This is a genomic window from Micromonospora chokoriensis (assembly GCF_900091505.1).
Lineage (GTDB): Bacteria > Actinomycetota > Actinomycetes > Mycobacteriales > Micromonosporaceae > Micromonospora > Micromonospora chokoriensis.
Genome location: NZ_LT607409.1, coordinates 4,894,406 through 4,908,128, shown reverse-complemented (window position 1 = coordinate 4,908,128; position 13,723 = coordinate 4,894,406). Strand labels below are relative to the sequence as shown.

General features: G+C 72.8%; 11 protein-coding genes. 5 read left to right on the top strand and 6 right to left on the bottom strand.

Annotated elements, in window-relative coordinates; all coding sequences use genetic code 11:
* Window positions 1–142: 142 nt before the first annotated feature.
* Genes GA0070612_RS22740 through GA0070612_RS22730 form a run of 3 tightly spaced genes read left to right on the top strand, consistent with a single transcriptional unit; the run spans window position 143 to window position 4,170 of the window.
* A complete protein-coding gene (locus tag GA0070612_RS22740; protein WP_088989763.1) occupies window positions 143–1,267 on the top strand; it encodes a baeRF2 domain-containing protein in 1,125 nt (374 codons plus the stop codon).
* The gene (locus GA0070612_RS22735) at window positions 1,260–3,014 is read left to right on the top strand and encodes a thiamine pyrophosphate-binding protein (protein ID WP_088989762.1); all 1,755 of its coding nucleotides are present in this window, start codon (window positions 1,260–1,262) and stop codon (window positions 3,012–3,014) included. The genes GA0070612_RS22740 and GA0070612_RS22735 overlap by 8 nt, the downstream gene beginning before the upstream one ends.
* A gap of 49 nt (window positions 3,015–3,063) precedes the next feature.
* Window positions 3,064–4,170 carry an iron-containing redox enzyme family protein gene (locus tag GA0070612_RS22730; RefSeq protein ID WP_088989761.1) on the top strand — a complete coding sequence of 369 codons (1,107 nt, stop codon included), beginning with the start codon at window positions 3,064–3,066 and terminating at the stop codon, window positions 4,168–4,170.
* A 346-nt stretch (window positions 4,171–4,516) separates the two neighbouring features.
* Here the strand turns inward: GA0070612_RS22730 and GA0070612_RS22725 are convergent, their stop codons facing one another.
* A complete protein-coding gene (locus GA0070612_RS22725) occupies window positions 4,517–4,747 on the bottom strand; it encodes a CDGSH iron-sulfur domain-containing protein (RefSeq protein ID WP_088991693.1) in 231 nt (76 codons plus the stop codon).
* Between the two features lie 145 nt (window positions 4,748–4,892).
* On the opposite strand from GA0070612_RS22725, the gene GA0070612_RS22720 reads away from it, so the two are divergent.
* Both GA0070612_RS22720 and GA0070612_RS22715 read left to right on the top strand, forming a co-directional pair.
* A complete protein-coding gene (locus tag GA0070612_RS22720; RefSeq protein WP_231924296.1) occupies window positions 4,893–6,335 on the top strand; it encodes a hypothetical protein in 1,443 nt (480 codons plus the stop codon).
* Between the two features lie 223 nt (window positions 6,336–6,558).
* Window positions 6,559–7,701 (top strand): SigB/SigF/SigG family RNA polymerase sigma factor, encoded by a 1,143-nt coding sequence (locus GA0070612_RS22715; RefSeq protein ID WP_088989760.1) that lies wholly within the window; start codon window positions 6,559–6,561, stop codon window positions 7,699–7,701.
* A 126-nt stretch (window positions 7,702–7,827) separates the two neighbouring features.
* On the opposite strand, the gene ctaD is transcribed toward GA0070612_RS22715, so the two are convergent.
* The 5 genes from ctaD to GA0070612_RS22690 all read right to left on the bottom strand — a co-directional run bounded on the left by ctaD (window position 7,828) and on the right by GA0070612_RS22690 (window position 13,606).
* Entirely contained in the window at window positions 7,828–9,819 is a 1,992-nt protein-coding gene (gene ctaD, locus GA0070612_RS22710; protein WP_088989759.1) for an aa3-type cytochrome oxidase subunit I, read from the bottom strand.
* 124 nt (window positions 9,820–9,943) lie between these two features.
* On the bottom strand, window positions 9,944–10,666 hold the full coding sequence (locus tag GA0070612_RS22705; protein ID WP_088989758.1) for an ATP-binding protein: 723 nt from the start codon (window positions 10,664–10,666) through the stop codon (window positions 9,944–9,946).
* Between the two features lie 111 nt (window positions 10,667–10,777).
* On the bottom strand, window positions 10,778–11,236 hold the full coding sequence (locus GA0070612_RS22700; protein WP_088989757.1) for a DUF4383 domain-containing protein: 459 nt from the start codon (window positions 11,234–11,236) through the stop codon (window positions 10,778–10,780).
* Window positions 11,237–11,361: 125 nt separating this feature from the next.
* Window positions 11,362–12,519 carry a glycosyltransferase gene (locus GA0070612_RS22695; RefSeq protein WP_088989756.1) on the bottom strand — a complete coding sequence of 386 codons (1,158 nt, stop codon included), beginning with the start codon at window positions 12,517–12,519 and terminating at the stop codon, window positions 11,362–11,364.
* A gap of 22 nt (window positions 12,520–12,541) precedes the next feature.
* Entirely contained in the window at window positions 12,542–13,606 is a 1,065-nt protein-coding gene (locus GA0070612_RS22690; protein WP_408630512.1) for a glucosyl-3-phosphoglycerate synthase, read from the bottom strand.
* Window positions 13,607–13,723 lie beyond the last annotated feature (117 nt).

The window sequence follows — 13,723 nt, the reverse complement described above, 5'->3', positions numbered from 1 at the left end:
CGAGAGTCCGCTTGTGTTCACAGATCGTATCGACGTCCTCGGTTGAACGACATGAATGAAACCTGGTCACGGGCTCACGGCAACGAGGTGACATCCCGGGCGACAGGGGTAAGCGGGGGGCCGAGCTGGAAAGGGGTCGAGCATGCAGCTGTCCTTCCTGCGCCCGCTCTACGACCGTCCCGGGCCGTGGTGCTCGGTGTACCTGGACGCCTCCGCGGACACGGAGGACGCCCATCCCGCGTTGGACCTGCGCTGGCGCGCCCTGCAGAGCCAACTCATCGACCAGGGGGCCGACGAGGCGAGCGTCGCCGCGCTGGACCGGGTGATCCGTGGGCACGACCCGATGGTCGGGGACTACGGCCTCGCGGTCTTCGCCAGTCACGGTCGGGTGGTGCTCTCCGAGTACCTGTCCGCGCCGCCAGTGCGTGACCTGGCCAGTTTCGCGCCACTGCCACACGTCATGCCGCTGCTCGCCCAGCGCGGCGAACAGGTGGCCTGGGTACGGGTGATCGCCGACCGGATGGGCGCCGACGCCATGGCGGTCAGCGCCGGCGGGGTTCCCCGGCGGGCGCACGTCGCCGGTCGGGACGAGTTCCCGCTGCGGCGGACGAAGCCGGGCGGCTGGTCCCAGTCGCGGTACCAGCGGGCGGCCATGGAGGCCTGGCACCAGAACGCCGGCGACGTCACCGCCGCGACCGCGGACCTGGCCGACCGGGTCGGCGCGGACGTCGTGGTCGTCGCCGGTGACGTCCGCGCCACCGGCATGATCGCCGCGCAGATGCCGGAGCGTTGGCAGGACCTCGTGGTCCGTACCGACGCCGGATCCCGGGCCGGCGGCGCCGACCAGACGCTGCTGGACGACCTCACCGTGCAGACCATCGCGGAGGTCGCCGACCAGCGGATCGCCGCCACGCTGGACAAGTTCGGTGTGCAGGAGGACGTCGGCGGCGGTCTCGACGCGGTCGTCTCGGCCCTGCAACGCAACCAGGTGGACACGATGATCATCGTGGACGACCCGTCGGCCAACGGTGAGCTGTGGATCGGCGCGGAACCCACCGAGATCGCCGTCGACCCGGGGCAGCTGGCCGCCATGTCGGTGGACGACCCGCAACGGGTACGCGCCGACGCGGCGCTGGTCCGGGCGCTCGTCGGCACCGACGCGGCGCTGACCGTGCTCGGCCCGGACGAGGCGCCCGAGCTGACCGACGGCGTCGGCGCGGTGCTGCGCTACGTCGACCCCGGCACACCGGGGCGCGGCAATGGCTGAGCGCCGCGTCGCGGACCTGGTGGTGGAACGGCTCCTGGCCTGGCGGGTACCCCGCGTCTTCGGCTACCCGGGGGCGGCGATCGCCCCGTTGGTCGAGGCGTTGGAGAGCACCGGCGGCGAACCGGCGTTCGTCCCGGCGCGACACGAGGAGACCGCCTCGTTCATGGCCACCGGGCACGCCAAGTTCACCGGCGGCATCGGGGTCTGCCTCGCCACCCAGGGGCCCAGCGCCGTCCAACTGCTCAACGGCCTCTACGACGCCAAGCTGGACAGCAAACCGGTGGTCGCGATCGTCGGGGAGGACATCGCCGGGCCACTCGGCGGCGCGCACCAGGAGATCGGGTTGAGCCGGCTCTTCGGGGACGTGTGCAACCAGTTCGTCCGGTACGGCCGCAGTCCCGAGGACGTGGCGGCACTGCTGGACCAGGCGTTCCGTACGGCGGCGGCGACCCGCAGCCCGACCTGTGTGGTGCTGCCGCGGCAGTTGCAGGAGGCCGTGGTGCCCGACCTGCAACCGTCCGCCGTCGGGGTGGTCTCGGCGACCCCGGGCGAGCCGCTGGCCCGGGTGCTGCCGCACGACGTGGACCTCGACGCCGCCGCCCAACTGCTCGGTGGCGGCCAGCGGGTGGCGATCCTGGTCGGCCAGGGCGGTCGCGACGCGGCGCCCGAGATCATCGAGGTGGCCGACCGGCTCGGTGCCGGCGTGGCCACCTCACTGCTGGGCAAGCCGGTGCTCGACGAGCGGCTGCCGTTCCACACCGGTGTCCTCGGCGAGGTGGGCACCCCGGCGGCGGCCGAACTGATGGGCGGCTGCGACACGTTGCTGATGGTCGGCACCAACGACCCGTGGACCGAGTACTTCCCGATGCCGGAACAGGCCCGCACGGTGCAGATCGACATCGACGGTCGCCGGATCGGCGCCCGCTACCCGGCCGACGTCCCGCTCGTCGGTGACGCCGCCGAAACCCTGCGGGCGCTACTGACCCGACTGCGCGGCCAACCCGAGCAGCGGTGGCGCGCCACAGTGGAGGCCTCGGTGGACCGGTGGCGGGACGTCGCCGCCGAGCGGGTCGCCGCGCCCGCCGACCCGGTCAACCCGCAGCTCGTCCTCCAGGAGCTCTCCGCCCGGATGCCGGGCACCGGAGCCGTCGCGGTCGACGTCGGCTCGGTCCTCTACTGGTACGCCCGGCACCTCACCCTGCCACCGGGGGTGAACGCCCAACTGTGCGGCACACTCGGGTCGATGGGCTGCGCCCTGCCGTACGCGGTGGCCGCCAAGCTCGCCGCCCCCGACCGACCGGTGGTCGCGTTGGTCGGCGACGGGGCGATGCAGCTCAACGGGCTCGCCGAGCTGATCACCGTCTCCCACCACTGGCAGCAGTGGCGGGACCCTCGCCTGGTGGTGCTGGTGCTCAACAACCGGGACCAGAGCGGCATGGGCGGTGGGCGGGCGCCCTCGTCCGATTCGACCCGTCGCCGCCCCGACGTCCCGTACGCCGGTTGGGCCCGACTGCTCGGGCTGCACGGGGTGCGGGTGGACCGCCCGGAGCTGGTCGGAGCCGCCTGGGACGAGGCCCTCGCGGCGGACCGTCCCTGCGTACTGGAGGCGGTCGTCGACCCGGCGGTGTCGTTGGCGCCGCCGGAGCCGGCGTTCGCCGACCTGCGGGGCCTGTACGCCGACGGGGCTCCCGCCCGGAAGGTCCGGGAGCAGGTGGAGGTCACCGCGAACGCCCAGGACGTCGTTTAGTCGCCCCTGGCCAGGGCATCAGAAGCGGCCCGACGACGCTGGAGGTCCCATGTCCGAGCCCGCTGACCGCCGCTACGGTCCCGCGACCCTTCCGCGGCCGCGCGGCCCGCTCTCCGCGGCGGTGGTCGAGGCCCTGCGGCGTCCGCCGCACGACCTGCCGCCCGGTCTCGGCGTCGACCTGGACCCGGCGGACCCGGTCACCGACGAGGACCTTCAGCTGACCCTGTTCCTCTGCTACGAGTTGCACTACCGGGGCTGGTTCGGTGTCGACGAGTCGTGGGAGTGGCAGCCGACGCTGCTCGCCCTGCGCGTCCACTGCGAACGGCTCTTCGAGGCGGCGCTGCGCCGGCTGGTCGGCACGCCGGTGGTGCCCGCCGCCGGGGTGGCCGCCGGCCTGGTCGAGGTGGTCGCGGCCGACGACGGACCGTCGCTGGCCGCCAACCTCCAGCGACGCGCCGACCTCGCCCAGTTCCGCGAGTTCGTCGTACACCGGTCGGTGTACCACCTGCGCGAGGCGGACCCGCACAGTTGGGCGCTGCCCCGCCTCGGCGGCCCGGCCAAGGCCGCGCTCGTGGAGATCCAGACCGACGAGTACGGCAACGGCCGGCTGGACCGGATGCACGCCGAACTGTTCCGGCGCACCCTCGACCGGCTCGGGTTGGACGTCGGGTACGCCGCCCACCTGGACGCCGTACCGGCGGTGACCCTGGCGACCAACAACCTGATGTCGCTGTTCGGGCTGCACCGGCGACTGCGCGGGGCGCTGCTGGGACACCTCGCCGCGTTCGAGATGACCTCCTCGTTGCCGAACCGTCGCTACGGCAACGGACTGCGCCGGCTGGGCTTCGACGAGGTGGCCACCCGCTTCTACGACGAGCACGTCGAAGCCGACGCGGTGCACGAACAGATCGCCGCCCACGACATGTGCGGCGGACTGGTCGCCGTCGAGCCGGCCCTCGCCCCCGACGTGCTGTTCGGCGCGGCGGCCGGGCTCGCGCTGGACCGGTTGTTCGCCGCGCATCTGCTGGACAGTTGGGCCGCCGGTCGCAGTTCCCTGCGGCCACCTGCTCCGCCGGCCCTGCCGCCGACCGTTCCGCTCGTCGCGTCGACCCCACCGGCCGCGGTCGCCCCGCCGGCCCCGACCGCGCTCGTCTGACCAGCCCGCCGCCCGCGCTGCCGCGCGCTGGCCGCGCTGATGTGCGCTGTCCGCGGTGCCGCGCCGCTGTGCGCTGTCGGCGGTGCCGCGCGCTGGGAGCTGGTGAGGTATCGCCGCCGCCTCGGACGTGGGGTCCCTGCATCGTCCTTTGCTCTGCACCCACCGAGGCGACGGTTACGGACCGTGCCTGGTGCAGGGATGGGTGCAGAGCAAAGGTGGCGAGAGTGGGGGATGGGGTCCGGACGGCGAGCCGGCGCTGAGCAGGGCAGGCGTGGAGAAGAGGGCGGCGGTGTGCTGGTCGGGCCTGCCGGAGCGTGCTCTCGGAGCGTGATGTGGCGTCGGGTCGTCAGCCCTCGCGGGTGGTGCCCGCCCGGAACCGGATCGCCTTGTGGGTGCCGTCGCAGAACGGCTTGAGCGCCGACCTGCCGCACCGGCACAGCGCCACAGTGCCCCGGCGCGCGTCGATCCGCTCGCCGTCCGGGGTGACCAACGCGAAGTCACCCCGGACCAGCAACGGTCCGTCCTCGTACGGGGTGATCGTGGCGGCGGCTGGCTCGCTGGTGTCGTCGGTGCCCATGGACCCGGAAGTGCCCGCCCTGGCACCGCCGAAACCCGAGCGACCGAACGCCATTGATGAGCGGCGCACCCCTCTGACCTGCGGAATGTGCCGCCGGGTGGGTGATGCCCCGTTTGAACCCCATCGGGACGGGAAGCCGGGCCGCGTGGTGAGCGAACGAGGCAAGGTGGGGCCGGTGCACAAGGTGCACAAGGGGCTCACGGCCGATGGCGCCGGCCTGGCCGGCGACCGGGTCGTGGCCGCGGGCAGCGCGGCCCGGGTGCTGGTCGCCGCCACCGCCCGGGCGCTGCGCGGCGCGGACTGCGCCGACCTCGGGCACACCGGGCCCACGTCGCGCTTCCCCGGGGCTCCGGAACCGGTACGCCGGGCCGCGGTCACCCGGGCCGCCGGACGGGTCGCGCTCACCGTCGCCCAGGTCGACGAGGTGGACGCCGCCCGGGTCGCCCGCTGGTTCGTCGACCAGTACCCCCGCCGGCGCTACCCCGGGGTGCTGATCGGCTCTCCGCACGGTGGCCTGGCGCACCTGGCGGTGGCTCTCGGCGTGCCCTGGCTGCCGGCCGGCTTCGAGATGACCGTGCACTGGTCCGACGGCGCGGTGGACCGCCCGGCGGACGCCCTGGAACACGGTGCGGCACTGGCCACCCGGCTGCTCGCCGGCAACGCCGACCTGCACCTGCGGCAGGTGCACTGCCCGGCCAGCCGCGGCCCGCTGACCGGGGCCACCGTCGCGCTGGCTGCCTCGTGGAGGGCCCTGCCGGCCGCGTACACGCGGTTTCTGGCCGACCGGCTGCTCCCCGGCGCCCCCGTGCTGCTGGTCCGCGACGCGCGAACCTGGCCGGTCCTGGAAATCGGTCCGGGGCGCAGCTTCCAGGTCGGCTGCCCGGCCAGCGGGCTCGACCCGGTGGACTTCCACCCGGACAGCCACGCGCTGCGACAGGTGCTGCGCTCCGCCGGCGGCGACGCGGCCCGGTGGGCGCCGCCGGAGGTGACCGTGTCGTCCGGCGCCGCCGAGCACGGCGTCGACGAGGGCTTCGAGACGGCCGCGCGGGACTGGTCGACGCGCCACCAGCACCCACTGCGCCGGGTGCTGGTGCCTCGCCCGGCGGCGCTGAGCGCCGGCGTCGCCGACCTGTACCGGCGGTGGCTGCGCGCCGCCGGGAAGACCGGGAACCGGCTGGTGGTGGAGTGCGGGCGTCTGCTCGACCCGTGGCAGGTGATGCGGGCCGGGCTGGTGCCGTACTGGTGCGAGAACGCCACCCGCCGCAGCGTCGACGAGGCCGAGTGGTGGCTGGCCGGCAGCGAGGCGTTCAGCTCGGTGGACGTGCTGCCCGAGCCGCCCGGGATGCGCTCACCCGCCCTGGCCGGGCTGCCGCAGTGGCTGGCCGTGGCCGGATTCGGGCAGCGGCGTCGGGCGTTGGACCGGACCACCGCGCGCGGCTACCCGGTGACGTCCGTGCCCACCCGCCGGGCCACCGAGGTCCTGCGTGCCCAGCCGTACGACCTGCCCGTCCCGCCCCCGCTGCGGGCCGACGAGGCCCTCGCCGCGCTCAGCGACAGCGGCGGCCACCAGGGGTTGTCGGTCTCCTGAGACGGAGCACGCCGAAACATCCTCGCGAACCCGGGGTCCCGTGATTGAGTACCTACGGAGCGGGAACATCGCTGGCTGCGACGGCCTGATTGCGCTGCGTGGACGCGTTGTCGCCCGCTGGCATCCCAGTCACTGACCCACTTTTCCGGCCCGGTGCGTGGCTCGACCACGCGCACGACCGGTTTCCCGATCCGGGCGGGGGACCTTCCTGAGGGAGGCGCGGATGTTCGGACAGACGAGTACGACCACGACCACACCACCACCCACCGATCGGGGTCTGGAGGACCTCGACGCGGCGGCACTCGCGTACGCGGCCCGGATCGAAGGGCTGCCGCCGGAGCGTCGGGGGGAGGCCCGCGACGACCTGGTGCGCTTCGCGTTGCCCTTCGCCGGGCGGCTGGCCCGCCGGTACCGGGGTCGTGGGGAGCCCCTGGAGGACCTGGAGCAGGTGGCCCGGCTGGGGCTGGTCAACGCCGTCGACCGGTATGACCCGGAACGGGGGTCCTTCACCGCGTACGCCGCGATCACCATCGTGGGCGAGATCAAACGGCATTTCCGGGACCGCACCTGGGGCGTGCACGTGCCCCGCCGGCTGCGGGACCTGATCCTCGAGGTGGGACAGGCGACGGCCGCGCTGACCAGCGAACTGTCCCGGGCCCCGTCGGTGGCCGAACTGTCCGCCCGACTGGAGACCCCGGAGGAGGAGATCCTCGCCGCGCTGGAATCGGCGGCCGGCTACAGCCCGGCCTCGCTCAACGCCCCGGTGGGCGGGGAGAGCTCGGCGGAGTTCGGTGACCTGGTCGGCGAATCGGACAACGCGCTGGAGTCGGTCGACGACCGGGTCACGGTGAGCGGTCTGTTGCACCGACTGCCCTGGCGGGAGCGGCGCATCCTGGCCATGCGCTTCTACGGCAACCAGACCCAGGCGGAGATCGCCGCCCGGTTCGGCATCTCGCAGATGCACGTGTCCCGATTGCTGTCGCGCGCGCTCACCTGGCTGCGTCAGGCCATGCTCGCCGACGCGCCGCCGCCGTGGCAGAACGGCGCGGCCGAACCCGACCCGGGCAAGACCCGGATCTCGGTCAAGCAGAACGGCGACCGGGTGGTGGTCGAGGTCGGCGGCGAGATCGACCGCGACGGCGCGGACCAACTGCGCCGGGCCATGCTGGAGGCCGTCACCGGCCAGCCCAGCGAGGTGGTGGTCGACCTGGTCGGCGCGGGTGGGTTCGACGCCGGTGGGATCGCTGCCCTGATGGCCGGACGGGACGCCGCGGAGCGGACCGGGGTGCCGCTGCGGCTCACCCGGGTCCAGCCCGCGGTACGCCGCTCGCTCACCGCCGCCGGCCTGGCCCCCGCCCGGGACTGAGTCGACGCAGGAACTGATCCGCCGCCGGGATGGCGCCAGCCGGCCCTCGAACGGAACGCCGCGGTCGGGAACACGAACGACGAGGGCCGACACCCGCCGGGTGTCGGCCCTCTCGGCGTACGCCGGTCAGCGTTCTTCGGGGTTGTCGTCGCTGTGCGGGTGACGCCAGCGCTCGTGCGGCTTGGGCGCGTCCTCGCTGTCCTCGGGCGCGTCGCTCTGCTCGAAGCTCGGACGCCGTATCCCCTCGGGTTCCGGCACGTCCACGGGGCGCGCGCCGGAGCGCGGCGCCGGCTGGAACTCGGCGGCCTCGCGGGCGCCGTGCGCGCCCTCGGCGGCCGGCGACTCCGGGGCGTGGTGCTCCAACCGCAACTCCTCGGCGAACTGCTGCGGCGGCTTCGTGGTGCGCTGCGGGAGGTCCCGGCCCAGGTCGGCGACGAGCGGGCCGTACTTCAGGTCGAACGCGGGACGCTCGGACCGGATCCGCGGCATCCGGTCGAAGTTGCGCAGCGGGGGAGGGCAACTGGTGGCCCACTCCAACGAGTTGCCGAAGCCCCACGGGTCGTCGACGGTCACCACCGCCCCGTACCGCCAGGACTTCCACGCGTTGTAGATGAAGAACAGGGTGGACAGCCCGAGGATGAAGGCGAAGATGCTGGAGATCGTGTTCAGTGTGGTGAAACCGTCGGTGGGCAGGTAGTCGGCGTAGCGGCGCGGCATGCCCTCGCTGCCCAGCCAGTGGTGCACCAGGAAGGTGCCGTGGAAGCCGATGAACATCGTCCAGAAGTGCGCCTTGCCGAGTCGCTCGTCGAGCAGTCGCCCGGTCATCTTCGGCCACCAGAAGTAGTAGCCGCCGAACAGGGCGAAGACCACGGTGCCGAACACCACGTAGTGGAAGTGCGCCACCACGAAGTAGCTGTCGTGGGTGTGCCAGTCGGCCGGCGGGCTGGCCAGCAGCACCCCGGTGAGACCACCGAGCAGGAAGGTGACGAGGAAGCCGATGGCGAACAGCATCGGCGTCTCGAAGGTGAGTTGGCCCTTCCACATGGTGCCGATCCAGTTGAAGAACTTCACACCGGTCGGCACCGCGATCAGATAGCTGAGGATGCTGAAGAACGGCAGCAGTACCTGGCCGGTGGCGAACATGTGGTGCGCCCACACCGTCATGGACAGCACGGTGATCGCGACGGTGGCCAGCACGATCCCGGTGTAGCCGAAGAGCGGCTTACGGGAGAACACCGGGATGATCTCGGTGATGATGCCGAAGAACGGCAACGCGATGATGTACACCTCGGGATGGCCGAAGAACCAGAACAGGTGTTGCCAGAGCATCGGCCCGCCGGTCGCCGGGTCGTACACGTGCGCGTTGAGCAACCGGTCGGCCGACAGCGCCAGCAGCGCGGCGGCCAGCAGCGGGAAGACGAGGATCACCAGAACGCTGGTGAACAGCATGTTCCAGGTGAAGATCGGCATCCGGAACATGGTCATCCCAGGCGCGCGCAGGGTGAGGATCGTGGTGATCAGGTTGACCGCGCCGAGGATGGTGCCCAGGCCGGAGACGACCAGGCCGAGCACCCACATGTTCGCGCCCACGCCGGGGCTGTGGTCCACATCGCTGAGCGGGCTGTACGCGGTCCAGCCGAAGTCCGCCGAACCCCCCGGCGTGATGAACCCGGCGATGACCATGAGCCCGCCGAACAGGTACAGCCAGTAGGCGAGCGCGTTGAGGCGGGGGAACGACACGTCCGGCGCGCCGATCTGGATCGGCACGATGAAGTTGGCGAACCCGAACGCCGCAGGTGTGGCGAACAGCAGCAGCATCACCGCGCCGTGCGAGGTGAACAACTGGTTGTACTGCTCGGGGGAGAGGAACTGCATCCCCGGTCGGGCCAGCTCCGCGCGCATCACCATCGCCTGCAGCCCGGCCACCACGAAGAACCCGAAGGAGGTGAGCAGGTACAGCAGGCCGATCTGTTTGTGGTCGGTCGTGGCCAGGAACTTGATCAACGAGTTGCCGGGGACCGGTGCTCGTACCGCTCCCGGGAACCCCCCGAACCGGGCCGGTGCCAGGATCGCCGGGCCCCGGTCGCGACCGGGTTCCGTGGTTACCCGCTTGGGCATGGCTGCTCACCCCGTCGTGACGGCAGAAAGGACGGGCGTGCCTACCCGACCCTTGCACCATGTAACCAGGCCAGAGCGGTAAATTCGGTCAGATCGCTGGTACCGGGCGCAAGCGCCCGAACACTCAGGTTGCCGGCAGCATCGCCCAGACAGCCTTGCCCTGACCGGCCGGCACGCTGCCCCAACGCTGGGCCAGTTCCCGGACCAGCATCAGCCCCCGGCCACCCTCGGCGTGCAGGTCAGTCCCGCCCGGCTGGGCCTGCGCGCTGCTGCCGTCCACCACCGCCAGGTGCAGGTACGGTCGGCGCAGGGTCACCGTCACCTGCATCGGGGTGCCGGCGTGGCGTACCACGTTGCCGACCAGCTCGCTGAGCACCAACGCGGCCGGTCCGGCCGCCTCGGGCAGGTTCCACCGGGCGCACGCGTCGGTGACCAGCTCCCGGGCCCGCCGGCACGCCTCGGCCACCGGCTCCAACCGGGCCCGCATCCGCAGCGTGGCGCTCGCCATCCGGGTGGCCTCCGCGCAGTCCGCGGTGACCGGGACCACGCGGCAGGTGGTCGACTCGGCCAGCCAGCGCGCGGCGACCGGCGACGGGGCGCAGAGCACCACCGGCACGGCCGGCCACTCCTCGGCGCGACGCGCGGTCGCGGCGAAGACGGACAGCGCGAGGCGGTCCTCCACGCTCACGTCGGCCAGGTCGACCACCAACGCCTCCGGCTGGTCGACGAGCGCGTCGCTGAGCGCCCGGTGCACCGAGCGCATGGTGCCCAGATGCAGCGCACCAGCGAGCCGGACGACCGCCACCGGTGCCGTGGTGCGCACCTCGCAGGTGATCCGGCTCGACATCGGCGCCCTCGATTCGTTGCGGGTTCGGGAGCTCCCCACTACCCGTGGCCGCCCGCCGTCAAACCGGGCCGACGGCGCAGCGGGACGGCTGACCGGCCGCGATGACGCAGGTCACGGTCGGGGTCGCCCGGTCAGGACGCCCAACGCGATCATGCCGACGCCGAGGCCCAGGTGCAGCCAACCGTCGGCGCCGTTCACCGGCAGCACGTTCGCCCCGGTGTCGTGGTCCACCGACAGACCGTAGAGCCAGAGCACCAGATAGACGGCACCGCCGCCGATCAGGAACGTCCGGGCCCCGGCGACCGTCCGCGCCAGCACCAGCCCCGCCACCCCGAACGCCAGGTGCACCAGGTTGTGCAGCACCGACACCTGGAAGACCCCGAACAGGTACGCGCCCGAGCCGTGGCCGGCGAAGCGCAGGTCGTGCATCCCGCTGGTGATCCCGGGTACGAAGCCGAGCACGCCGATCAGCAGGAACAGCACCCCCACCGTCGACGCGGCCCGCCGGACCGGCGCCTTGCCGTCGGCCGGGTTGGGTCGGGCCCGGGAGTGGGCCATCGGTCCGACCATTCCCGGCTCCTCGCTGCGACGGCGGGTACGAGCGCTGCCGGCTACCCGTTGCCGCCACCGGCAAACGCCGCCGACGGTCAGGCCGACAGAGCCGCCGACGGTCAGGCCGACAGAGGCCGCGACGGTCAGGCCGGCAGCAGCCTCGGCGCGCGGGACAGGTCGCGGACCCGCTCGTACAGCTCCACGTAGCGGTGGGCCATCACCGCCGGGGTGAACCGCTGCGCGGCCACCCGCCGGCACTCGTCCGGGTCGAGCAGGTCGCCGGCGAGCACGAGATCGCCCAACTCCTCCTCCTCGGCGGTGAGCAGGCCGGTACGGCCGTGCTCGATGAGCTCCGGCAGGCAGCCCCGGGAGGTCGCCACCACCGGCGTGCCCAGGGCGAGTGACTCGACCACCGCCGTGCCGCCGGGCTCCTCCCACCGCAGCGGGAACAGCGACGCGCGAGCGCTGGCGAGCAGGTCGTCGCGCTCCTGGCCGGCCACCGTGCCCACCCAGCGGACCAGGTCACCGTCGACGTGCGGGGCCACCTCGTCGAGGAAGAACCGCACGTCCGGGTTCTGCCGGGCCTCGTCGCCGGCCGCGGCCAGATCGGCCGGTCGATGGTACGGCCCCACGGGACCGGCCAGCACCAGCGGAAACCCGACCCGGTGGGCCAGTCGGGCACCCACGTCCTGACCCTTGCCCGGGTTGATCCGGCCCAGGATGAGCAGGTGCTCGCCCTTCTCCGGTCGGGGTCGACGGTCGGCGTCGACGGCGAGCGGGGTGGACAGGTGCACGTGCCCCACCGAGTGTTCCCGCAGCGCCAGCGGTGCCCGGGCCAGCTGCGACGCGGAGACCCCGTTGACCCGGACCCGGTCGCCGCCGTCCAGGCTGCCGTAGAGCGCCGGGTGCTTGGCCAGGTCCCAGTGCAGGGTGTGCAGGGTCGGCGGGCCGGCCGGTCCCATCGCGGCGAGCGTGGCCAGACCGACCGCCTCCACGTGGTCGTGCACCAGGTCGATGTCGTCGCGGGAGTGCAGCTCGCGGACCACGCCGGCCAGGTGCGCCTGGGCGACACCACACACCTGGTTGTACGGCCGCTGCAACGACGCGAACTGCCCGTCGGCGAACACCGACACCCGCTCGTCGACCGGGAGGGTGCTGCTGCCCACCGAGGCGAGCACCACCCGTACGCCGAGTCGGCGCAGCTCCGGCACGAGGGTGGCGACCACGTTCTCGATGCCGCCGTAGCCGGGCGGTGGCACGGACAGCCACGGCCCGGCGTTCATCAGCACGGTAAGGCTCATCCGGCTCGTCCCTCTCTCGCGCTCACGCGGCGGCCACCCGTCGGCGGGGCAGCCGGTGGCGCAGCTCGGCCAGCGGCGGGCGTTCCTCGATGGACACGTCGGTGACCACGATCTCGCGGTCCAGGTTGGGCAGGGTGTCCGAGCCGCCGCGACGGAACTGGGTCAGCAACGCCTCCGGCGTCAACCCGGGGGTCGCCCAGCCGCGCCGCTGCAACCGGGACCAGGCCGTCAGCATGATCTGCGCGGACATCCGGCCCAGCGCCGCCGTGTCCTGGTGCCGGTGCTTGCGCTCGCCGAGGTCGACCTGCGCCATGGCGTCCAGGCCGACCAGGTCGAGCAGGTCGATCATCATGGCCGTCTCCACGCCGTACCCGGACACGAACGGCACCCGGGCCAGCACGTCCCGGCGGCCCGCGTACTCACCCGCGAGGGGCTGCACGAAACCGGCCAACTCGGGCCAGAACAGGTTGAGCAGCGGTCGGGCCATCAGCTCGGTCACCCGACCCCCGCCGTCCTGCTCGACGCTGGCGGCGCCGACCAACGGCCGGTGGTAGAACCCCTTCACGAAGTCCACCGAGGAGTCGGTCAGCAGCGGGCCGAGCAGCCCGGTCACGAAGTGCGGCCGGAACTCCCGCAGGTCGGCGTCGATGAACGCCACCACGTCCCCCTCGGCGGCGGCCAGTCCGGCCCACAGGGCGTCGCCCTTGCCGGTGAGCCGGGGCAGCCCCCGGGTCATCGCGTCCTGACCGACGACCTCCGCGCCGGCGGCCCGAGCCACCTGCGCCGTGCGGTCGGTCGAGCGTGAGTCCACCACGATCAGCTCGTCGACCAGGGCGACCCGGTCCATCAGGTGCTCTCGGATGGTCGACACGATCGCGCCGACGGTGGCCTCCTCGTTGCGCGCCGGCAGCACCACGCTGACCCGGGTCTCGCCCTTGGCCCGCATCAGCCGACGCGTCGGCCAGTCTGCCGTCGTCGTCGTCCGATACGTGGCCCACGCCTCCACCACCGGTGAAACGCTCGATGTCGCATCCCGCACGGGCACCCCTCCATTCGTGCGTGGAAAACCGAATTTGGTTGTTCCCATTGCCTGCCACGCGTTAACCGCTTTCTTGGCAACAGCTTGATCACAGAGGTGACGCCAGTGCGTTCCCGGGGCATGAACGTTTGATTGCGCACACCCCGGGGGACTGCTCCCACCGCA